Genomic DNA, 22,570 nt, shown 5'->3' with positions numbered 1-22,570 from the left:
TTGAAAACTGATATAAGGAGACAAGTATGTATGATTTAGAAAAGCCTTTACCTTTGGAAGAAAAAGCAATTGATGTGCTTACAGTGGGCGAGGTTTTAGTGGACATGATTGATCTTGAAGGGAGTTATCATCCTTTCTTTGGAGGCTCCCCTGCTAATATTGCCATGAACGTCAAAGCCTTAGGTGGACGCTCAGCTTTGGTAGCTGCTGTGGGTAAAGACCGTATGGGCGAGTTTTTGAAAGAGACTATCAAACAGCGTAGTCTAACAGATGGCATTATTCAGGAAAATAAAGCATCTACCAGTATGGTTTTGGTCAATAAAACGACTTGCACACCGATTCCTATCTTTTATCGTGGTGCAGATTACCAGCTGGATTACACTAACGAACTAAAAGAACTGGCTTCTGAAAGCAAGATTCTTCATTTCTCATCTTGGCCAATTTCTCAAGAACACTCCCGCAAAACTATTGAGAACTTGATTGAACAAGCCAAAGCAGAAGGAACCTTGATTTCCTTTGACCCTAACTATCATCCTGCCCTCTGGCAAGAAGGACATGACGGTATTGACTACATAAAAGAGTTGATTAAACATGTAGATATTATCAAACCTTCTGAAGATGACGCCGAACGCATTTTTGGACCAGATACTGTTGACAATCAAATCAAGAAATTCCTGGATTTGGGTGCTAAACTGGTCGTCATGACACTTGGCAAAGATGGTCTAGTTGTTGCTAATGGAGAGCAAATGGTTCATAGAAAAACCAAAGCTACCAAGGTTGTCGATGCGACAGGTGCAGGTGATGCTTTCTGGTCAGGCTTCTACACAGGGCTTTGTAAAGGAAAAACAATTCTAGAAGCTGTAGACGATGGCAGTCGTACCTCAGCCTATAAATTACAGTATGTTGGAGCAGTCGTTGAATTACCAACATTGGAAGAACTGGAGGATGCATTAAATGGTTAAAAATAAGGTACAACTCATTACCTATCCAGACTCACTTGGTGGAAATTTAAAAGCACTCAAATCAAATCTAGATACTTACTTCCCTAACCTTTTTGAAGGTGGAATCCACATTTTGCCCCCCTACCCTTCTTCAGGGGACCGTGGTTTCGCACCATTAACCTATTTTGAAATCGATCCTCAGTTTGGTGACTGGGAGGATGTGAGAAATCTAGCAGAGGATTACGATATTCTTCTTGATATCATGGTTAACCACATTTCTCAAAAATCTCCATATTTCCAAGATTTCTTGAAGAATGGCCGTGATTCTCAATATGCTGATTATTTCTTGACGCTTGAAAAAATCTGGGAAGATGGTGTGCCAGTTCAATCTGATATCGATCAAATGTTCTTGCGACGTAAAGTACCGTATTCAGAGTTCATTATTGAAAAAACTGGTGAAGTAGAAAAAGTTTGGACAACTTTTGGTAAAACAACCCCATCTGAACAAATTGACTTGGATGTACACTCAGAGCAAGTAAAACAACTGTTTGTCGATATTTTCAAACATTTCCATGACAATGGCGTTAAGATTATTCGACTAGATGCTGTCGGCTATGTTTTGAAAAAACTTGGAACATCATGTTTCTTTGTAGAGCCTGATATCTATGATTTCCTTGACTGGATTCTTGGTGTGGCGAAATCTTACGATATTGCTCTCTTGCCAGAGGTGCACGCCCATTACTCTATTCAATACAAATTGGCAGAGCATGGTTGCTGGATTTATGACTTTATCTTGCCGTACCGTATTTTTGAGGCTCTTAGTAATGAAGAATCTAAGTTCCTTGTTGATTATCTCCAAACACGTCCACATGGTCAATTCACGATGCTTGATTGCCATGATGGCCTTCCGGTTAAACCAGATTTAGATGGACTTATCGATAGTAAAGAGGCCCGTAAGTTGGTTGACTTGGCATTGGATCGTGGTGCTAACCTCAGTCTTATCGTATCGGATGAGCATAAGGATGAGGATGGCTTTGATGTCCATCAAATTCGCTCGACGATTTATTCTCTCTTTGATGAAGATGATGATACTTATCTCGCTGCACGTGCTTTACAAGTCTTCACACCAGGTATTCCACAAATCTACTACGTTGGTTTACTTGCAGGTAAGAACGATATTGAAGCAGTCGAAGCACGAGGTGATGGTCGTGAAATCAACCGTCATAATTTTGATGAAAAAGAAATCGCGGCAGCGGCAGAAACTGAAGTGGTTAAACGTTTAGTTAACCTTATCCGTTTCCGAAATCAACACCCAGCCTTCGAAGGCGATTTCACTGCTCAAGCTACAAGTCCAACTGAATTGGTGCTCTCTTGGGAAAATGGTGCTGAACGTGCAGGTTTAACCATTGATTTGAAAGCTAAAACTGGACGTGTGGCATACACGGAAGATGGTCAGGAAAAAGTCTTCACTATTTAATTATGTTATCCTTGTTATCGATAATTGATAACAGATATATGAAAGTTCTCCCCTATCTCCAGGAGAACTTTTTCAAAATAAAGAACGAAAACGCTTGCACAAATAGATAAGAAGCGTAAAATATAACTAGTAATGAAAACTGCTTACCTTAACTCAAGAAAGTTAATCTGGCTAGTAAGCAGTCAAAACAACTAAAGAATGATTTTCGAAAGGGAGACAAATATGCAAAAACATTGGTGGCATAAAGCTACAATTTATCAAATTTACCCCAAGTCGTTCATGGATTCCAACGGTGATGGCATTGGTGACCTCAAGGGGATTACAAGTAAACTAGATTATCTTCAAAAACTCGGAATTACAGCTCTTTGGCTTTCTCCTGTTTATGATAGCCCAATGGACGACAATGGTTATGATATTGCTAACTATGAGGCTATTGCGGATATTTTTGGGGATATGAGTGACATGGATGAGCTTTTGGCGGAGGCCAAGAAGCGTGATATTCAAATTGTTATGGACTTGGTGGTTAACCATACGTCTGATGAGCATGCATGGTTCATCGAAGCGCGTGAAAATCCAGAAAGTCCTGAACGTGATTTCTATATCTGGCGAGACAAACCTAATGAGTTAGTATCTATCTTTAGTGGCTCCGCTTGGGAATATGATGAGACCTCAGGCCAATATTATCTGCATTTCTTTAGTAAGAAACAGCCAGACCTCAACTGGGAAAATCCACGGTTGCGCCAGAAAGTTTATGACATGATGAATTTCTGGATTGATAAGGGAATCGGTGGTTTCCGCATGGATGTGATTGATATGATTGGTAAGATCCCAGATCAACTGATTGATACAAACGGTCCAAAACTTCACGATTACATCAAGGAGATGAACCAGGCAAGCTTTGGAAAGCACGACCTTCTAACCGTTGGTGAAACCTGGGGAGCAACACCTGAAATTGCTAAACAGTATTCAAATCCAGATAATCAAGAACTTTCCATGGTTTTCCAGTTTGAACATATTGGACTTCAGCATAAGCCAGATAGCCCTAAATGGGAGTATGAGAAGGAGTTGGATGTTACAGCACTTAAGGCTATTTTTAATAAATGGCAAACCGAGTTAGAGTTGGGACAAGGGTGGAACTCACTTTTTTGGAATAATCATGATCTGCCTCGTATTCTCTCAATGTGGGGAGATACTGGTGTCTATCGTGAGAAATCAGCCAAGGCCTTGGCTATCCTCCTTCATCTGATGAGGGGAACACCTTACATTTATCAGGGCGAAGAAATCGGCATGACCAATTATCCATTTAGAACTTTGGAAGAATTGAATGACATTGAATCTCTCAACTATGCCAAAGAAGCTCTCGAAAAAGGGGCATCGATAGAAGTTATCATGGACCAAATCCGTCAGGTGGGTCGTGACAATGCTCGAACACCAATGCAATGGGATACGTCTAAAAATGCTGGATTTAGCATATCGGATAAGACTTGGTTACCTGTTAATCCAAACTATAAGGACATAAATGTTGAATCAGCCCTTGCCAATCCAGAATCGATTTTCTATACATATCAGAAGCTCGTAGAGCTTCGTAAGACTCAAGATTGGTTGGTAGATGCTGACTTTGAACTCTTGGAGACAACTGACAAAGTCTTTGCTTACATTCGGAAAACCAAAGATAGCAGTTATCTGGTTGTAGTCAACCTATCAGACCAAGAACAAGACTTCTGTTATGATTTCGAAAGAGCAGAAGTTGTCATTTCAAATACCGAATTAGAGCCAATTACAGACCAAGGCAAACTCCAAGCTTGGGATGCCCTTTGTGTCAAGGTGAGATAGAAAGAAAAATGGTTGTCAACTAACTGTTGATGACCATTTTTTATCTTCTTTCCCCTTACTTAACTCAGGTTAGTCCTGTAGACTAGAATTATGTTATAATAATAGAAAAATAAGAAAAAGGTAAATTTTATGGCAATCTTAGTTTTAGGTGGGGCTGGTTACATCGGTTCTCACATGGTGGACCGTTTGGTTGAAGCGGGCCAAGAAAAAGTCGTTGTCGTGGATAACTTGGTGACGGGTCACCGTGCGGCAGTCCATCCAGACGCGGTATTCTACGAGGGAGATTTGGCAGATCAGGACTTTATGCGTAAGGTCTTTAAGGAAAATCCTGATGTCGATGCCGTTATTCACTTTGCGGCCTACTCACTTGTGGCTGAGTCTATGGAAAAGCCACTTAAGTATTTCGACAATAACACTGCTGGTATGGTGAAGTTGCTTGAAGTCATGAACGAATGCGATGTCAAATACATTGTCTTCTCATCAACAGCAGCAACTTACGGTATCCCAGAAGAAATTCCTATCCTTGAGACCACACCACAAAAGCCAATCAATCCCTATGGTGAGAGCAAGCTCATGATGGAAACCATTATGAAGTGGTCAGACCAAGCTTACGGCATCAAGTATGTCCCTCTTCGTTACTTTAATGTGGCGGGTGCCAAACCTGATGGTTCTATCGGAGAGGATCACGGTCCTGAAACCCACCTCTTGCCAATTATTCTCCAAGTGGCTCAAGGGGTTCGTGAGAAAATCATGATTTTTGGTGACGACTACAATACTCCAGATGGTACAAATGTTCGTGACTATGTGCATCCATTCGACTTGGCGGATGCCCACCTTTTGGCAGTGGAATATCTCCGCAAGGGCAATGAGTCAACAGCCTTCAATCTTGGCTCTTCAACTGGATTCTCAAATCTTCAAATCCTTGAAGCAGCTCGCAAGGTAACAGGTAAAGAAATTCCAGCTGAGAAAGCTGATCGTCGTCCTGGTGATCCAGATACATTGATTGCATCCTCTGAAAAGGCTCGTACAGTACTGGGCTGGAAACCACAATTTGACAATATCGAAAAAATCATCCAAAGTGCCTGGGCATGGCATTCTAGCCATCCAAAAGGCTATGACGATAGAGATTAATCATCAGGAATAGGAGCTCCATCTGGTCATAAACTACCATTTGGAGCTTTTTCATAGCCATAGCAAATCTTTGCATTTTTATCTCATATCTTTTAAGATAGTTCTGTTACAACTTGAAAAGGAGAACAGGATGGAAACATATACACTTTCAAATGGCGTTAAAATTCCTAAAATTGGTTTTGGGACTTGGCAGATTCCAGAAGGGGAAGAAGCTTATAACAGCGTTAATTTCGCACTTAAGGCGGGTTACACACATATCGATACAGCACAAATCTACGGTAACGAGGTCTCTGTAGGTAAGGCGATTGCTGATAGTGATGTGGCTCGTGAAGATATTTTCCTAACGACTAAACTCTGGAATGACAAGCACGATTACGAATTGGCTAAGACCTCTATCAATGAGTCTCTCGAAAGATTAGGTGTGGATTATTTGGATCTTTTGCTCATCCATTGGCCTAATCCAAAGGCTCTTCGTGAGAATGATGCTTGGAAGGCTGGCAATGCAGGTGCTTGGAAGGCAATGGAAGAAGCCTACAAAGAAGGTAAGGTGCGTGCTATCGGTGTGTCTAACTTTATGCAACATCACCTCGAAGCTCTCCTTGAAACGGCTGAAATTGTGCCACATGTTAACCAAATTCTCTTGGCTCCAGGTTGTTCCCAAGAAGATTTGGTTGTCTATTGCCAAGAGCGTGACATTCTTCTTGAAGCCTACAGCCCACTAGGAACTGGTAGTATTTTTGGGAATGAGGACGTTGAAGCAGTGGCTGAACGTAACGGAAAATCTGTGGCTCAAGTTGCCCTACGTTGGAGCCTTCAAAAAGGTTTCTTGCCACTACCTAAGTCAGTGACAGCAAAAAATATTGAAGCCAACTTGGATATCTTTGACTTTGATTTGTCAGAGGAAGATATGGCAGTATTGGATAAGATTCAAGGCATCAAAACTCAGGATAATCCTGACACAGTTAATTTTTAATAGAATTGCAAGCAACTCGTGAGGGTTGCTTTTTCTATTGTTTTACGAATAAAAGTATGAATCTATGATCAAAATTGACAAAAAGGAGGAGTGGTAATACAATGGTGTTACAAAAGAGAACGAGGTTAAGGATATGACAACAATTACATTGAAAGTTTCAGAAGCAGATAAGAAGTTCATGCAGGCAATTGCGAAATTTGAAGGGGTATCCTTGTCAGAATTAATTCGTACCAAAACTTTAGAAGCCATTGAGGATGAATACGATGCTAGAGTAGCCGATTTGGCTTTGACAGAATATGAAGCCTATCTAGAAAACAGTGGGGAGGTGTTAAATTGGGATGACCTATAAGATAATACCAACCCCTAAATTTGCCAAAAGTTTTAAAAAGTTAGATCCCTTTGTCAGAAAACAAATTAAGACTTATCTCAATCGCGTGACAGAGAATCCAAGAGCCAAGGGTAAGGCCTTAGTTGCTAATCGAACAGGCCAATGGCGTTATGGTGTTGGTGCTTATCGTGTTATTGTCAATATTCAGGACAATGAACTAATTATACTTTCCCTCGAAGTCGGTCATAGACGTGATATCTATTAGCATTAAAACTCAGGATGATCCTGATACAGTTAATTTTTAATAGGATAGAAGCAACTCATGAGGGTTGTTTTTTATAATGTGTGTGCCCGAATTTGCTATAATAAGACTATCATATCAATTACTATTAGAAGGGAAGTTATGCTATGGAATCTCGGAACCTTCTTCCTCAAAATACGCGTCTGATGGCTAATTTGTTGAGTTTCTCGGGAGGGGCTTTGGATGTCTTTTGTCATATGTACTATCATAGTTTGGTTGCTACACAGACTGGGAATATCCTTCTCTTGGTCGCTGACTGGCAGAACAGTAGTATGTACTATAACTTGTTGCGTTGCTTTTCAATCCTATTCTTTTCTTTAGGCTTTCTTTTTGGCATGTGGTTTAAAGACCAGCGTAAGAATGCTTACTGGCGTGTTTATGGTCTTCTTCCACTTTGTGTGATGACAGCTATCCTGCCTTTTCTACCTTCAAATGCCTTGATTGAGCTCCCGATTATCGCTTTTTCTGCAGGTATCATGATGAAGACTTTTACTGGCAGTCAGATTGAGAATCATCCCTTCGTGATATTTATGACATCAGGAAATTATCGAAGGATGTTAACGGCCCTCTATTATGCCATTCAGGGAAGTGGTGATCAGAGAGAATATCGTCGTCAGGCTGTCAATTATAGCTTTATCGTAGGAAGCTTTGTCGTTGGTGCTATCGTCTCAGCGGTTCTGATGCATTTTGTGCACCTTAAGTCAATCTGGCTAATCACTATTAGCTTGATTACGATTATGGTTTACTATTCATCTGAAGTGAAACGTCTGGGACTCAAGGAAACTAATCTTTAGTCGTCTGTAGCAAATATTTTTGATAACAATTGTCTTGTGTTATAATTTTGATTATATTATTTTCATTTAATCAAAAAAAGGAGACATAAGATGCCTGTAGTGAGCAATGATTTTTCAGATATCGTATATAACCGTCGTTCCATTCGTAATTTTGATCCATCTGTTAAGATTCCGCGAGAAGAACTGTTGGAAATCCTAGATAAGACTGTTACAGCACCATCATCAGTCAACATGCAACCTTGGCGTTTTGTCGTCGTTGATAGCGAAGAGGGCAAGGAAAAATTGACACCTTTCGTCAGCTACAATGGTGTGCAAAATGAAACATCCTCAGCCATGGTCCTTATTTTTGCCGATTTGAAGAGCCAAGAAAGAGCTGAAGATATCTACGGTAAGGCTGTTGCTCAAGGAAAAATGCCTGAAGAAGTCAAAGAAAAACAACTGTCAAGCATTGTACCAATGTATGAAAATGCTCCTCGAGAAATGATGAATGAAATTGTCCACATTGATGCTAGCCTTGCTGCTATGCAGTTGATGTTGGTCGCTCGTTCTTATGGTTACGATACTAATGCCATTGGTGGCTATAAAAAAGAAGGTCTCGCCAAAGCCTTTGGACTTGATGAAGACCGTCATGTACCAGTTTTGCTCATTGCTCTTGGGAAAGCCAATGAAGAAGGCTTTGAGTCTGTTCGTCTGGATGCCTCTGATGTAACGACTTTTGCTTAATAAATAATTGACCGTAAGTCTCGGAAGTGGAGGCTTACGGTTTTTTATATTAAGAGATAGCTAAGTGTTTTTAGTAAGATTGGGTAGTTGCTTTAACCCATGATTAAGGTAAGTCCTTTTCCTTTGTGTTATAATGAAGAAAAATGTTAAATGTAAAGTTTATTTTGCCTTTTACTAGGAGTCTTTTATGACAAACTATTTGGTCCAGAGGTTTCTCTGGTTTCGTGAGCGAGGCTTCGTCCAAATTACGCAGAAAACCTTGGTTTCGCTCTTTCCCTTTTTCCTATTCTCAGGAATTATTCGGGTGATTTCACTATCTGTCTTTTCGGAGCTTGGTTATATTAACCAATTGTTTTCAGTTTCTGACTGGTTACCGGCCTTTAAGATAACTGGGCAGGTGCTCATTAATCTTTCCAACTTTCTTGGTGGCTTAGCCGGGCCCTTATCGACCTACTTTGCAGGAAAATACACAGCTGGTCACTATGGTAGAAGTACTGGTACAGCTGGTGTGACATCCCTTTTGGTTAGCTTAATTATAGGATCGCAGGAGCTGTTGCTGTCACCGCTAAACGATGGTGTTTTGACTCGCATCAATTTACCGGCTTCATTCAACATTATGTTGGCTATCTTTGTGGGCTATCTGGTTGGCCAGATTTTTCGCTTTTCAAGAGCTAGTGATGATCAGATTGTGGACAAGGACTATATTTATCAACCAAAGACCGTCCGTCCCATTTTTTTGTCACTCATTTTAGCTATTGGACTTAACATTCTCTTTGTGATTGGAGAGCAAGATAATGTTTTTCTGACGATTAGGCAGGTTACCTCTACCTTTACTGTAACTGATAATCACCTGTTCTCAACCTTTATGATGGGACTTTTGAACACTTTTTCTGCTTGGATTGGAAATAGTCAGGCTTTTGCCCTAAATTCAATTGCCGAGGATAGTTTTGCCTTGGAAAATTTGACCTATGCTGTTTCCCATCATACGACGACTGGGCTTCCCCACCTTTACACACTAACGAATCTTTATCATAGTTATGGCTTGGTTGCTGGCATTGGCTCAGGGCTAGCCCTCTTGGTGGCTCTGCTTTTAGCATCAACCAGTTATAAGGATAAGAAGGTGAGTCTTCTAAGTGTCTTTCCTAGTCTCTTTAACAATGGGGCTCCATTTATGGTGGGGATACCAGTCTTGCTTAATTTAGTTTATCTGGTTCCTTTCCTATTGGCACCTATAATCAATATGGGTATTGCTGCGGTGGCCTTGGCTATTCATCTTATGCCAGCTGCGGTTTATCCAGTTCCAGATGGTACACCAAGTCTTCTTTTCGCCTTTATCGGAACTGGGGGTAGTTTACGAGCTCTTGCTGTTAGTCTGCTCTGTTTTGCAGTCGACATTGTTATCTTTATTCCATTTGTGCGTCTGTCTAATAAAGTACAACACGGTCTAAAAGAGGAAGGAGAGGGCATTGAAACTAAATAAAAAAACTAAGTTGGTCTTTATCCTTGTTGCTTTCTTTCTCATTGGGCTAGCCGTCCCATCCTATAGTTGGACTAGGAAAAATGTCAAGGAAATAGAGACTTTCTATAATTCAAAATTGTCTCCCATTATCATGATTCCAGGGAGCTCCGCTACGGAAAATAGATTCGACGGCCTAGTACATAAACTCAATCAAGACCGTCCTGGTGTCAAGCATAGCCTTCTCAAAGTCAAGGTCTGGAACAATGGACGGATTACCTTTGAGGGTAAAATCAAGGATAAGGATAACGAGCCAGTCATTGTTATTGGATTTGAGAATAACAAAGATGGCTATAACAATATCAAGAAACAAACCAAGATGATGAATCAGGCATTTGAAGCCTTGCAGAATAAATACAATTTCAATAATTTTAAAGGGTTGGGGCATTCAAATGGTGGCTTGATTTATACAGCTTTTATTGAAAATTATCTTAGCGACTACGATGTCAAGATAAATTCTTTGATGACTATCGGAACGCCCTATAATTTCACTGAAACCAATATTAAAAATAAATCGGTCATGCTAGCAGACTTTATAGCTGCTAAGGAGAATATTCCGGCTACCCTACATGTCTATTCGGTAGCGGGAACCATCACCTATGATTCGGACGAATTGGTTCCCGATGCTAGTGTGTCCGCTGGGAAATATATCTATCAGAATCAGGCAAAAAGTTATACTGAAATCACTGTTACAGGTGAAGATGCCCAACACTCGGATTTACCAACCAATGATGAAGTAGTGGAACTAATCAAACAACATATCGAAGGACAAGGTGTTCGTAAGAAGCAAAAGACCAATCTAGAACCTCAATAGGCTAGAATACTATGTATTATTAGTCTAGTTAGTTATTATCAAATACAAAAGAATAGAGTCTACGATGGCTCTATTTTTTTAGTGTAAGACTAACTCTATAAGTTGTTGTAACTACTTGTTTTACAACGTTGGTTTTGTTATAATTGATTGAAATGAAAAAGATGAATGAGAGGTTCTTGATATGCAAATTCCAAGTCGTTTTACCATTGCTGTTCATATTTTGACCCTTATAGCACAAAATAAGGGAAATGAAACTAAGCTAACCAGTGATTTAATGGCAGGTAGTGTGGGGGTTAATCCAGTTATTATCCGCAAAACCTTGTCGCAACTGAAGAAAGCAGACTTGATTTCAGTTCAAAGGGGAAGTGGAGGAGCCACATTAACCAAGGCAGCAGAGGAGATTAACCTTTTGCAGGTTTATCGTGCGGTGGATAGCATCGGTCCAAGTGGCAAACTCTTTAGTTTTCATGACAATCCTAATCCAGCGTGTCCAGTAGGACGTAATATTCATGGGATTTTGGATCAGAGCCTAGAAGACGTTCAAATGGCAATGGAAAAAGAACTCGAAAAGAAAACTTTGGCTGGTATTTTAAAGGATGCTAAGGCCAACTGGAAAGAAGCTGGAGCTTGATTTTTAGATTTTAAACTATAAGAAATCGAAAGTTTTTCGGTTTCTTTTTAATTTTAGGTTGTAATAATTGACATTACAATAAAACTAAGTATAATAATGTCATATAAATGATTACAACAAAGGAGAAAAACATATGACATACGACTACAATAGTAAGATTTACCTCGCAGAGACGGTACTCAATGTGAAGGACTTGGCACGTCAGACAGCCTTTTATACACAGATTATTGGACTTGAAATCCTAAGCCAAACGGAAACAGAAGTTGTTTTAGGAGCGGGAAACAATCCCTTGGTCCACTTGATTCAAACCAATCATGAGCAAGCGGTCAAGTCTAGTTATGGTCTTTACCATATGGCGATTTTGTTGCCGTCTCGCGAGGATCTGGCAGATATTTTCAAACATATTGCTGAGCTAGATTATCCATTTGTCGGTGCAGCTGACCACGGTTATAGTGAAGCCCTTTATTTGGAAGACCTTGAAGGCAATGGTATTGAGCTCTATAGAGACAAGCCTGTTGCTGAATGGGATATTCGTGAGGATGGTCGCATCGTTGGTGTAACAGAAGAACTATCAGCTCAAGAAATTTACGAGATGAGACACAAGGTTGAGCCTTTTGTGATAGCTAAGGATACTCGTATGGGGCATATTCATTTATCGGTCAAAGATAGTCAGCTAGCAACGGCTTTTTATCAGAATGTTTTGGAGCTGGCAGATAAGTTTACCATTTCAAGTGCTAGTTGGATTGCTTCAGGTGATTACCATCACCACTTAGCTGTCAATGAATGGGGTGGCAAAAACTTAGCCAAACGTGAAAAAGGGATGATTGGTCTTGCCTACTACGTCCTTGAAGTAGAAGACAAAGAAGATTTGATTCCCATAGCAGAACGTGCTAAGAATCGTGGAGCAGAGGTCAAATGGTTATCTTCTAATGCGTTAATCTTCGAGGATAATGATGGTATTTTGACACGGGTAAGAAAAAAATATTAATAATTAGTGATTTTTAAGTCGTAACTATTGACATTACATTTGAAAGGTCTATAATGGTTATTGTAATCAAAGTTATTACAAATAAACTTAACAATTTTAACAATTAACATTCATCACAAAGAAAGAGGGAATAACTATGACCTACTTTACAGACTTACAAACAAAACGTCGTTCAATTTATGCTTTGGGAAAAGACCTTGAGCTCTCTAACCAAGAATTGATTGAAACCATTCAAGGGGCTGTTCTTAACACACCGACAGCCTTTAACTCACAAACATCACGTGTGGTGATTTTGCTGGATGAAGAATCAGATGCTTTCTGGAATGAAATCGCTTATTCAGAGCTTGAAAAAGTAACGCCAGCAGAAGCTTTTGAGGCAACAAAAGAACGTTTGGCAGGTTTTGCTCAAGCTAAGGGAACAATCCTCTTCTACGAAGATCAAGATGTAGTGAAAGGCCTTCAAGAGCAATTCCCACTTTACGCTGAAAACTTCCCAATTTGGTCAGAGCAAGGTCATGGAATCGCCCTTTATGCGACATGGTTGGCTTTGGCTGAGAAGAATATCGGTATGAACGTACAACACTACAATCCACTTGTTGATGCTCAATTGGCTGAAAAATATGACATTCCAGCTAACTGGAAACTCCGTGCTCAAGCGCCATTTGGTCAAATCGTTGCACCAGCAGGAGATAAAGACATCCAAACAGAAGGTCGTTTCAAAGTTTTTGGCGACAAATAATCACTTTAATTTAGTCAGTCAGCTTGCCAGTAGGCTACATACTGACTGAACAAAATCATAATGATAAGACAAAAAAATTAGCAAGATTGAGAAATCTTGTTATTTTTTTATCTTAAAAATAGTAATACCCAAGGAAAGTTATAGCTTGAATTTTGCTAAGGTGACACCGGACGTCAGCAATCTTTTTCGAAGTTTCATGACTAAGTTTTAAGTTTCTAGATTTTAAATTTTTAGGCTCGGGCTAAGACAATTTTCCCAATTTCCGAGTATCTGAAACTATTTGGTTTCGGGCGCTTTTGTAACGGCATCTTGCATATCAATTTTTCCAAGTCATTTTTTTGAAGGAGAAGTGCTATAAGATGTTAGAAAAGTTGTGTTATTTATATCATATTTCCAATGATTTTGACAATATCCTTTTTATTTTTGACAAAGATACTTGTCAAAAATAAAAAGAAGCGTTACAATAGTTTTAGACGAAAGAAGGAGAGGTATTCTTATGGGAGCCATATGGATTCTTTTTATCCCTTTTATAGTTATATTTTATGCAAGCTCAGAAAAGAAGATAAAAGGATTGAACAGACGTATCAGACGATTAGAAAAACAAGTGAAAGGAAATAAAGAAATGTCTAGACTTTTAGAAGAATTGAAAGGCCAAACGGCCACTGTTACAGTAGATGGTGTTGGATTTGAGTATGAAATTATAGATATCGATGAAGATTGGGTCAAACTGACTCGTGTGAATCATAAACAACAGAGGGAAACCAAATTAGTCCGCATCGAAGATATTCAAGGTATTCAACTATAAGGGGGCGAAAGCCATGATTTTAAAAAATCGACTGAAAGAGCTGAGGGCGCGTGATGGGCTCAACCAATCCGAGCTAGCTAAGCTAGCAGGGGTTTCGCGCCAGTCCATCAGTCTCTTGGAGCGAGGGGAATATACCCCTTCTGTAATTATTGCCATCACCATCGCCCAGGTTTTTAAAGAGCCTGTGGAAAATGTTTTTAGTCTTGTAGAGGAAGAGGAATGATTATGAAAAAGCAACAACAAGAACGATCTCCACGTTACCGTTTTTGGAGAAATGTAGGGATCATTACAGTTTCTGGTTTGATCGGAGGAGTCATCGGAGTTTTGACAGGCATGTTTGGATCGAAAACAAGTATTGAATTGCAAAATCTTTTTGATAAAGAGGACTTGTATGTAGGAAGTTTCATTCTTTTTCTAATCATTTTTGCGATTGTATTGTCCTTACTTTTGATGTCACGAAAATCTTATTACAAGATGAGTGAAACAGAAGATGAGGAGGCTTATAGATTTGAAAGTCAGATGAAAAAATGTTACGACTTGGCTACGATTTTCAAAGGGATTCTGCTGATACCTTATATGTTTGTGATTATCTTTTATACTCAACAGTACTCTCTTGATGATAAGATGACAGGAACGTATATGCATATCTTTGGAAGTTACACTATGTTTTATATTTTTGTTAGCCTATTTGCTATGTTTGTTGTGGCTGACCAACTCTATCGTAAGACTTTTAAATTGATTTATGGTATGGAAATCCCTCGCAATGCCAATGCCAAGGAAGTGCGGGAATTTATGATGAGTAGGATGGATGAAGCTGAAAAACAGATTGGCTACGAGGAAAATTTCGAAGTGGTGGTTAAGTTAAGCAATTATATCTTGCCGAGCCTTCTCATTGCTCTCTTAATCATTGGAATTGCCTTCCAGACGGATATCCTCTTGGCTTTGTTGGTCGTATCCATTCTCTATATTTATATCCTTATTTCACAATACAAGATTACCAAACGTTATTATAAAGAGTAAAGGAGTCATTCATGTTAGAAATTAGAAATTTAGAAAAAAGCTTTGGCAATAAGCAGGTCCTCTTTGGAGTGGATCTGACAGCTCAACAAGGGCATATCCTTGGTTTGGTTGGGAAAAATGGGGCTGGGAAAACCACCATTTTCCACAGCATCCTGCGCTTTTTGGACTACAGCGGTGAGATCCGCCTAGATGGCAAAGCGATTACGCAAGAAACTTACAAAGAAATTGGTTATTTGCCGGAAGAACGTAGTCTCATGCCAAAACTCACGATTTTTGAGCAGGTCCGCTATTTGGCTGCCTTAAAAGGAATGAGCACTGCCGAGGTTAAGGAAAAATTACCGACCTGGATGGAAAAACTCCAAGTAAAAGGGAAATTGACTGATAAAATCAAGAGTCTCTCAAAAGGGAACCAACAGAAGGTGCAACTGATCATCACTTTGATTCATGAGCCTAAATTGATCATTTTAGATGAACCCTTTAGTGGGCTGGATCCGGTCAACACAGAAGTGCTCAAGCAGGTCATCTTTGAAGAAAAAGAGCGTGGGGCCACCATTATCTTTTCTGACCACGTCATGACCAACGTCGAAGAGTTGTGTGATGATATCCTAATGATCCGTGATGGTTCGGTTGTCCTTTCAGGGCCTGTCCAAGAGGTCCGGAATAGCTATGGTAAGACTCGCCTCTTTGTCTCTAACGACTTTAGCAAAGAAGAGCTAGAAGCTCTGCCACACGTGACCAAAGTCAGCATGACCAAGCAAGGGACTTGGAAGCTGATCTTGGATGATGCGTCAGCGGGTCCAGAATTATTTGACCGCTTGACCAAGGGCCACTACCTTGCGACCTTTGACCACCAAGCCCCAACTATTGATGAGATCTTTAAACTTGAATCAGGAGTAGAAGTATGAAACAGATGTTTGTCGTAATGAAAGAAACCTATATCAGACAAGTGAAATCATGGAGTTTTCTCTTCATGGTCTTGGGCCCTTTCATCATTTTAGGGTTGGGCATTGGAATCGGTTATCTAACGGATTCTTCTACAGATGCGAAGAATCAGGTGGCCTTGGTGACAGAAGTCTCAGCTGTCAAAGAAAGTCTCAAAGGAACCGATAGCTTGACCTCAGACTACAAAGATGAAGCTGCAGCTAAAAAAGCCATCAAGGATGAGAAAGCAGCTGCTTACTTGACAGTCGATGAAAAAGATGGCCAGCTAGAAGCCACTTATGTGGGCGACCAAGCCATGAAAACAGAATTGAAAACCCTTGTCGCCGCAAAATTAGGCCAAGTTCAACAAGGGATTAATCTAGCGCGTGCTAATCTAAGTAAAGAGCAAGTCACAGCCTTGTCTCAACAGGTTTCTCTCAAAGAAAAAATTGATGAGAAAAAAGAAGGCTTGAAAATGGTGCAAACCATGGTTGCAGGTGGTCTAGGAATGTTGCTTTATATGATTTTGATCTTCTACTCGAGTATCACAGCCCAAGAAGTGGCTAGTGAAAAGGGAACCAAGATCATGGAAGTGGTCTTCTCTAGTATCAAAGCAACTGACTATTTCTTCGCACGCATGCTCGGACTCCTCGGTGTGATCTTTACCCATATTTTTGTCTATGTGATTGGTTTAGTAGCTGTTTGGATCTTTAGAGCAGATATCCCTGTTGTCAAGGATTTTCTCGCTCCAAACTCTCCAATTACCCAGCACCTAGCAGAGTCAATCTCGCTCAATACCGTCTTCTTCATTATCCTTGGGATCTTTATGTATGTGGTGCTCTCTGCCTTCTTAGGCTCCACAGTTGCACGACCTGAAGATTCAGGAAAAGCGATTTCGCCACTAATGATGTTAGTTATCTTTAGCTTCCTTGGGGTAACCACCTTGGGAAGTGCCGGTGATGTCTTCTTATTGAAGATCGGTTCTTACATTCCATTCTTTTCAACCTTCTTCATGCCTTTCCGTACCATCAATGGCTATGCGACTGGTCTTGAATCTTGGGCTTCATTGGGAATTGCGGTCCTCTTTACTATCGTGGGAACAGTGCTTATTGCCCGTATCTATGCGAGTTTAATCCTCCAGACCGATGATCTCGGACCATGGAAGACCATCAAACGTGCTCTCAGCTATCGCTAATTAAACAAGCTCTCAGTTACAGCTGAGGGTTTTTTGATTCCCAATTGATTTTTGAAACCCTTTTCACTACAATAGAGATACAGAAAAGGAGGCAGAGATGAAGTATATTGATTTTGCTGAAAATGAGCGTTTGTCCACGATTGTCCTTGGGATGATGCGAATCAGTCAGATGAGTGAAGATGAGGTGGAGGCCTTGGTGGAGACAGCCTTGTCGATTGGGATCAACACTTTTGATCTGGCGGATATCTATGGCGATGGCCAGTGTGAGGTCTTGCTGGGGAAGGTTCTCAAGCGCCGTCCGGATCTTCGGGACCAGATGTGGATTCAGTCCAAGTGTGGGATTCGTAAAGACGGCTTTACCTATTTTGATTTTTCGAAGGACTATATTTTGGACTCCGTAGATGGCATCCTCGAGCGCCTCCAGATCGAGCGCTTAGATAGTCTTCTCCTTCACCGACCGGATGCTCTTATGGAGCCTGAAGAAGTGGCGGCAGCTTTTGATCACTTGGAGCAAGCTGGCAAGGTCCGTCATTTTGGGGTGTCCAATCAAAATCCTATGATGGTAGAATTGCTCAAAACGGCTGTCAAACAACCACTCAAGGTCAACCAGTTGCAGTTGAGTGCCGCCTTTACACCAAGCTTTGAAGCTGGTTTTCATGTCAATATGGAAGGTCCAAAAGCAGCCGTGCGAGATGGCAGTGTCTTTGAGTATTGTCGCTTAACCGATACGGTGATTCAAGCTTGGTCTGTCCTCCAGCATGGCTTTTTCAAGGGAAATTTTGTCGGCAAGGAAGAGTTTGCGGCCCTTAATCATGTCCTCAATGACTTGGCGAAGAAATACCAGGTCACTCCGACAGCTATCGCCCTTGCTTGGGTCCTCCGCTATCCGGGTAAGATGCAGGCTGTCGTCGGAACGACCAACCCCCAGCATGTCCTTGAAGCAGGGAAAGCAGCAGCAGTGACCCTAACGCGCAAGGAATGGTACCAAATCTACCTTGCTGCAGGTAATGATTTGCCTTAGAATATAAAAAAGAAGTTGCTAGTACTGTACTAGTAACTTCTTTTTGTGATTTAAGTAGCTGAGAACATGCTGTAGTGTTTTGGCAGTCGAATGTCCTCGTTGTCTACCTTGAGCTTTTTAAAAAGTATTAAAATACTATCCTGTCCAGTCTTGAAAATGTTATTTTTACCACTAAAAACCTATTTTTTTATAATGTATTTATCATACATTAAACGACATAAAACACTGTGTTTTGTGTCATTTTATTTTTGTAGTAAATTTTGAGAAATGAATACTTCTGGTATACGCACATTAAACTACGTTTTTAGCTGTTTTCGAGGTTGAATCTCTTATTTTTCTGTGCAATAATAATGGCATCAAAGATGTTATCTGAGTTATAAAAATGAGAGGAGACTTAATATGAAAACACTTGATGTAGAGTCAGTTAAAACTTTAATTCAGTCACGACTTAGCAAGACTGAGAAACTGTTATCGTGTTCACAAGCTCATGGAACTGAGTCAATCTATGTTGCCATTACTAAAGACACCTATTATTACAAGATTTTTCGTTTGAGTGGTCATCAAGCATCACAATCTTTTGGACAAGAGACTGTTTCTAACCGTCATAGTGACTTTTGGCTTAAGTCGTCTATCAGTAATTTGCTTTATAGAGAAGGAAACTGGTATTACTTTGATCAGAGTCAGTATCTGGCTTTGAGACTTCTTCAATCTTTACAGTCGGAGGGTGTGCATGTACGTCTCTATAAACCTAAAGATCCTAAATTTTACATTTTTGTGCCAGATTCGAAAAAGGGATCAGGTCTCAAGTACCAATTTAATCAGACTTATCAAAAGACCTTAAAGAAACTCTTAAGGGGCGGGCTCTTGGCATGTCATCAAAGGAAACTGGTATATTTGACAAAGGCAGCGTATGCTTACTTGGAAGTAATGCGAAAGGATAATGATTTTCAGAATGCATGGCAGCAGTTATCTAAAAGTGCCCATCTAGAGAAGTTACCAGAACACAATACCTATATTAGTCAGGTGACTTATCGTTTATCAAAACAGGAGTTACATTATCAGCTCTCAGGTCAATCTATTGAGCCACCAAAAATTTATGGAGCAAATGCTCAACGCTCAATCTTTAAGCGACTTAGAAATCATTTGATTTATTCAATTAAAGCATTTTTGAAAAAGAAAGTGGGCCAAGTTTTACCTTGTTTGAAGCAAACTTTCTCTAGTAAGGTGAAACGTCTCGAGGCCCCCCAAGCAGTTAGCTTGGAACGAAAAAATCCTATTAATATTTTGTCAAAATCAAAGCTCAATAATGAGAGGGATAGTATCAAACAGGCATGGGAAGCTAATATTAATCATCGTTCAAATGAAAATATCAAAGGTTTAGTTACAAGTGATACTTTGGACAAGTTAGCTCAATTTAGGCAGACACTTTCTGAGGGATAGAAAGGAGATATCATGTCAAATGATTTGACTAAAGGCTGGCGTGCACCGCCAGTAGGATAATAGATAAATAAACGTACATGTCGAGACTATGTGTCTCAAGCAATAAGAGGATTAGGAGTATATAAATGAGTTTTCAAATTGGTGGTGTCAGTTCAACAGGTAAAATTTTGTCATGGGGTGGCCGTTCAGTAGCTATTAACAAGATTAATGCCGTCGATGTCGTTTGTGAGAAGCGTGCATTTCCGAAAATTGCTCTTTTGGGAGTATTTCTGGGATTGATTTTCTTAGGAAAGGATCCGTTTTTGGGGCTTTTATTGCTTGGTATTTGTGGCTTCTGGCTTTACTGGTGGTCTAACCACATTTACCACAATTACTGTGTCCGTATGAAGACGAGCTCTTCACAACCGTTCTATATTAATTTTGGTGATAATGCGGCCATGGCCCGTCAGGTTTGTAGGGCGATTGTTGAAGAAATGTCGGTATTATAACCATTTGAAGACCACTATGAAGGTCTTTTTTCTTATGAAAACGCTACATAAGAGACCAAATTCACTATCACAAGATTGTGACCAATCACAATCTTGTGATAGTTTACATCTTATTAACATTGCCCCAAAATTCTTGAATTCTCTATTGTAAAAGCGTAAGATAGACATTGTTTTAATTCTAGTGCATTAAAACATGCCTTGTACTATTTTTTAAGATGTACAAGGAAAAAATTTATAAAAGAGGAGTCTCGAATGTCTGATAAACAAATGAAAACCCTTGGTTGGGTAGCAACCTTTATGTCAGTGATGATGTACGTATCTTACGTACCACAAATCATGGACAATCTGTCTGGTCATAAAGGAAACTTTATCCAACCTTTGGTAGCTGCAATCAACTGTAGCCTTTGGGTTTACTATGGTCTCTTTAAAAAAGAACGTGACCTTCCCCTTGCTGCGGCCAATGCACCAGGTATTATCTTTGGTTTAATTACAGCATTGACAGCTTTGTTCTAAAATAAAGCAAAATTTCTTTCTATACTATTTTTCTTAACGCAGAAAACGAGAGCAGAACTAGCGACAGTCAGAGATTGTCGTTCTAGTTTTACTCTCGTTTTATTTTTAGTTATTAAGAAGAACCTTGATAGCATCTTCCATTTTTAGTGGATCAGTTTTGGAAGAAAAGCGTTCTAGGACTTTACCTTCACGGTTAATCAGAAACTTAGCAAAGTTCCATTCAATTCTAGCCCCAAGGGGTCCAGATTTTTCTTTTTTAAGCCAATCAAAAAGTGGCTCTGCTTCCTTACCATTGACCTTGATTTTGGCAAACCGTGGGAAGGTTGTATGGTAATTGAGGGTGCAAAAGCTATTGATTTCTTCAGCACTACCAGGTGCCTGTCCCATAAACTGATTACAAGGAAAATCAAGAATCTCGAATCCTTGGTCTTTGTATTTGTCATAAAGTTCCTGCAAGCCCTGATATTGCGGCGTCAAACCACACCCTGTTGCTGTATTGACGATTAAGACGACCTTGCCCTTATAGTCCTGGAGAGACACGGGTTGGTCAGCTTGATCTGAAACTGTAAAATCGTATAAGGATGTCATAGAAAATCTCCTTTTATTTGTTTGAGACTATTATAGCAAAGTTACTCAGAGAAGTGATTCTCCAGGAAGATTAGAGACTAAATTATGTTTGTGATAGTAATTCTCTATCTTGGTGTTAAGAATTACTTATAGCTGATGGTAATAATACTATGTAGGTATATATGCTTAAAAGAAGTAACAATAGGATTTAACGTAATTTAGATTACTATATCATAAATTTTATTTATGGCTAGGGATAATATTTCTTTATTTTTCGGATGTGATAATCTCTGATAAGATAATGTCATTCAGTTTTGAAGCAACCAATGATAATAAGAGATTGTAGTATTTTAGGTGAATTCATTGAGTTGTTGATTTTAGGATAAAAGAAAAGGAGTTTCTTATGTCAGAAAAAAGAGAGTTAGTTTTGAAAGCATTTCGTGGAGAAAGTGTTGATCGTGTCCCAGTAGGATTTTGGCATCATTTTACTACTGAAGACGAGTGGTTACATGGTTTTGAAAATCCAGAAATTATTGATAAAAATAAAGCAGGTCATAAAAAATTTATTGAAGAAGTCAAACCTGATTTTGTTAAATTGATGAGTGATGGTTTCTTCGCATACCCACAACCTGCTTTTAAAGATTTTAAGTCAATCAGTGATTTGCAAACGATTGAACCTTTAGGTGCAAATCATCCTTGGATTTCTGCACAAGTCGAACTTGTAAAAAGTTTGATTGCTGATTTTCCTGAAGATATTGTTGCAATTTACAATATCTTCGCTCCGGTTACTTATTTAAAATGGTTAGTTGGAAAAGTTTCAGGTGGCGATGATCTTATCGCAGATTACATTGTGGAAAACCGAAAAGCTTTGAAGCATGTTTTAGATGTTATTGGCGAAGACATTGCGAGTCTTAGTCAGAGGGTGATTGAAGAAGCAGGTGCTGATGGTATTTACCTAAGTGTTCAAAGTATTCAAGATGAGCGAGTTAGCGCTGAAATTTATAAAGAAATCATTGCTCCAAGTGAATTAAAGGTTTTAGAAGCAGCTAATGGAGCCAAAGGACATAATATTCTACATATTTGCGGATACGAAGGAGCCCGTAATAACATCGAACTCTTTAAAGATTATCCTGCTCAGGTAGTTAATTGGGCGGTCGGTCCTGAAGGAATTAGTTTGGCAAAAGGTCTTAACATTTTTAGAGGTCGCACAGTTCTTGGAGGATTTGAAAATGGAAAAGACGGTCTTCTATATACTGGAACTAAAAAAGCTATTCAAGAAAAGGTTAGGGAGATTATTGCTGATACTGGAATCCATGGGTTAATCATTGGTGCTGATTGCACGATTCCAAGTGATATTAACCATGAGCGTATTGAATGGGTACGTGAAGCAGCAATTTTGTAAGAAAAAGGA

At 39.7% G+C, this 22,570-nt stretch carries 25 protein-coding genes; 24 read left to right on the top strand and 1 reads right to left on the bottom strand.

Annotation, left to right across the window (positions count from 1 at the left end):
* The first annotated feature begins 26 nt into the window (after positions 1-26).
* The 23 genes from NYE32_RS06560 to NYE32_RS06450 all read left to right on the top strand — a co-directional run bounded on the left by NYE32_RS06560 (position 27) and on the right by NYE32_RS06450 (position 20,592).
* Complete coding sequence (locus NYE32_RS06560) at positions 27-962, top strand: carbohydrate kinase (RefSeq protein ID WP_339156903.1); 936 nt, start codon at positions 27-29, stop codon at positions 960-962.
* Complete coding sequence (gene gtfA / locus NYE32_RS06555; RefSeq protein WP_339156901.1) at positions 955-2,418, top strand: sucrose phosphorylase; 1,464 nt, start codon at positions 955-957, stop codon at positions 2,416-2,418. Before NYE32_RS06560 ends, gtfA begins: the two co-directional genes overlap by 8 nt.
* Positions 2,419-2,640: 222 nt before the next feature.
* Positions 2,641-4,251: an alpha-glucosidase gene (locus NYE32_RS06550; RefSeq protein WP_339156900.1), complete on the top strand. Its 1,611-nt coding sequence runs from the start codon at positions 2,641-2,643 to the stop codon at positions 4,249-4,251.
* A 129-nt stretch (positions 4,252-4,380) separates the two neighbouring features.
* Entirely contained in the window at positions 4,381-5,382 is a 1,002-nt protein-coding gene (galE, locus tag NYE32_RS06545; protein ID WP_195435346.1) for a UDP-glucose 4-epimerase GalE, read from the top strand.
* A 130-nt stretch (positions 5,383-5,512) separates the two neighbouring features.
* Positions 5,513-6,355, top strand: coding sequence for an aldo/keto reductase (locus NYE32_RS06540; protein WP_195435345.1), 843 nt, complete (start codon positions 5,513-5,515; stop codon positions 6,353-6,355).
* 133 nt (positions 6,356-6,488) lie between these two features.
* Positions 6,489-6,704, top strand: coding sequence for a DUF6290 family protein (locus tag NYE32_RS06535; RefSeq protein WP_195435344.1), 216 nt, complete (start codon positions 6,489-6,491; stop codon positions 6,702-6,704).
* Positions 6,694-6,948 carry a type II toxin-antitoxin system RelE/ParE family toxin gene (locus tag NYE32_RS06530; RefSeq protein WP_195435343.1) on the top strand — a complete coding sequence of 85 codons (255 nt, stop codon included), beginning with the start codon at positions 6,694-6,696 and terminating at the stop codon, positions 6,946-6,948. Before NYE32_RS06535 ends, NYE32_RS06530 begins: the two co-directional genes overlap by 11 nt.
* Before the next feature lie 143 nt (positions 6,949-7,091).
* The gene (locus tag NYE32_RS06525) at positions 7,092-7,778 is read left to right on the top strand and encodes a YoaK family protein (RefSeq protein WP_195435342.1); all 687 of its coding nucleotides are present in this window, start codon (positions 7,092-7,094) and stop codon (positions 7,776-7,778) included.
* Between the two features lie 90 nt (positions 7,779-7,868).
* Positions 7,869-8,501, top strand: coding sequence for a nitroreductase family protein (locus tag NYE32_RS06520; protein ID WP_195401229.1), 633 nt, complete (start codon positions 7,869-7,871; stop codon positions 8,499-8,501).
* A gap of 187 nt (positions 8,502-8,688) precedes the next feature.
* Positions 8,689-9,981 carry a PTS sugar transporter subunit IIC gene (locus tag NYE32_RS06515; RefSeq protein WP_339156899.1) on the top strand — a complete coding sequence of 431 codons (1,293 nt, stop codon included), beginning with the start codon at positions 8,689-8,691 and terminating at the stop codon, positions 9,979-9,981.
* A complete protein-coding gene (locus NYE32_RS06510; RefSeq protein ID WP_339156898.1) occupies positions 9,968-10,831 on the top strand; it encodes an alpha/beta hydrolase in 864 nt (287 codons plus the stop codon). Before NYE32_RS06515 ends, NYE32_RS06510 begins: the two co-directional genes overlap by 14 nt.
* Before the next feature lie 181 nt (positions 10,832-11,012).
* On the top strand, positions 11,013-11,462 hold the full coding sequence (locus NYE32_RS06505; protein WP_339156897.1) for an Rrf2 family transcriptional regulator: 450 nt from the start codon (positions 11,013-11,015) through the stop codon (positions 11,460-11,462).
* 133 nt (positions 11,463-11,595) lie between these two features.
* A complete protein-coding gene (locus NYE32_RS06500; RefSeq protein WP_156685339.1) occupies positions 11,596-12,450 on the top strand; it encodes a VOC family protein in 855 nt (284 codons plus the stop codon).
* Between the two features lie 136 nt (positions 12,451-12,586).
* The gene (locus tag NYE32_RS06495; protein WP_070838966.1) at positions 12,587-13,189 is read left to right on the top strand and encodes a nitroreductase family protein; all 603 of its coding nucleotides are present in this window, start codon (positions 12,587-12,589) and stop codon (positions 13,187-13,189) included.
* A gap of 496 nt (positions 13,190-13,685) precedes the next feature.
* A complete protein-coding gene (locus tag NYE32_RS06490) occupies positions 13,686-13,994 on the top strand; it encodes an aspartyl-tRNA synthetase (protein WP_049553591.1) in 309 nt (102 codons plus the stop codon).
* A gap of 13 nt (positions 13,995-14,007) precedes the next feature.
* Entirely contained in the window at positions 14,008-14,217 is a 210-nt protein-coding gene (locus tag NYE32_RS06485) for a helix-turn-helix transcriptional regulator (protein ID WP_021143931.1), read from the top strand.
* On the top strand, positions 14,214-15,014 hold the full coding sequence (locus NYE32_RS06480; protein WP_171968061.1) for a DUF3169 family protein: 801 nt from the start codon (positions 14,214-14,216) through the stop codon (positions 15,012-15,014). The genes NYE32_RS06485 and NYE32_RS06480 overlap by 4 nt, the downstream gene beginning before the upstream one ends.
* Positions 15,015-15,025: 11 nt before the next feature.
* Positions 15,026-15,919: an ABC transporter ATP-binding protein gene (locus NYE32_RS06475; RefSeq protein WP_049482268.1), complete on the top strand. Its 894-nt coding sequence runs from the start codon at positions 15,026-15,028 to the stop codon at positions 15,917-15,919.
* A complete protein-coding gene (locus NYE32_RS06470) occupies positions 15,916-17,130 on the top strand; it encodes an ABC transporter permease (protein WP_073690026.1) in 1,215 nt (404 codons plus the stop codon). The genes NYE32_RS06475 and NYE32_RS06470 overlap by 4 nt, the downstream gene beginning before the upstream one ends.
* A 97-nt stretch (positions 17,131-17,227) precedes the next feature.
* On the top strand, positions 17,228-18,151 hold the full coding sequence (locus NYE32_RS06465; RefSeq protein ID WP_155123953.1) for an aldo/keto reductase: 924 nt from the start codon (positions 17,228-17,230) through the stop codon (positions 18,149-18,151).
* Positions 18,152-18,550: 399 nt separating this feature from the next.
* Positions 18,551-19,591, top strand: coding sequence for a hypothetical protein (locus tag NYE32_RS06460; protein ID WP_156685340.1), 1,041 nt, complete (start codon positions 18,551-18,553; stop codon positions 19,589-19,591).
* A gap of 125 nt (positions 19,592-19,716) precedes the next feature.
* Entirely contained in the window at positions 19,717-20,079 is a 363-nt protein-coding gene (locus NYE32_RS06455) for a hypothetical protein (RefSeq protein WP_339156895.1), read from the top strand.
* Between the two features lie 252 nt (positions 20,080-20,331).
* Positions 20,332-20,592 carry a SemiSWEET family transporter gene (locus NYE32_RS06450; protein WP_002888017.1) on the top strand — a complete coding sequence of 87 codons (261 nt, stop codon included), beginning with the start codon at positions 20,332-20,334 and terminating at the stop codon, positions 20,590-20,592.
* 105 nt (positions 20,593-20,697) lie between these two features.
* Here NYE32_RS06450 and NYE32_RS06445 read toward each other — a convergent pair whose 3' ends face one another.
* Positions 20,698-21,180, bottom strand: a complete 483-nt coding sequence (locus tag NYE32_RS06445; RefSeq protein ID WP_155197955.1) for a glutathione peroxidase — start codon at positions 21,178-21,180, stop codon at positions 20,698-20,700.
* Positions 21,181-21,562: 382 nt separating this feature from the next.
* On the opposite strand from NYE32_RS06445, the gene NYE32_RS06440 reads away from it, so the two are divergent.
* Positions 21,563-22,561 carry a uroporphyrinogen decarboxylase family protein gene (locus NYE32_RS06440; protein ID WP_049553596.1) on the top strand — a complete coding sequence of 333 codons (999 nt, stop codon included), beginning with the start codon at positions 21,563-21,565 and terminating at the stop codon, positions 22,559-22,561.
* Positions 22,562-22,570 lie beyond the last annotated feature (9 nt).

The sequence above is a fragment of the Streptococcus sp. FSL R7-0248 genome, assembly GCF_037967965.1.
Taxonomy (GTDB): domain Bacteria; phylum Bacillota; class Bacilli; order Lactobacillales; family Streptococcaceae; genus Streptococcus.
Note: the sequence above shows the minus strand (reverse complement) of the source record. Positions and strands in the feature narration are given on the sequence as shown.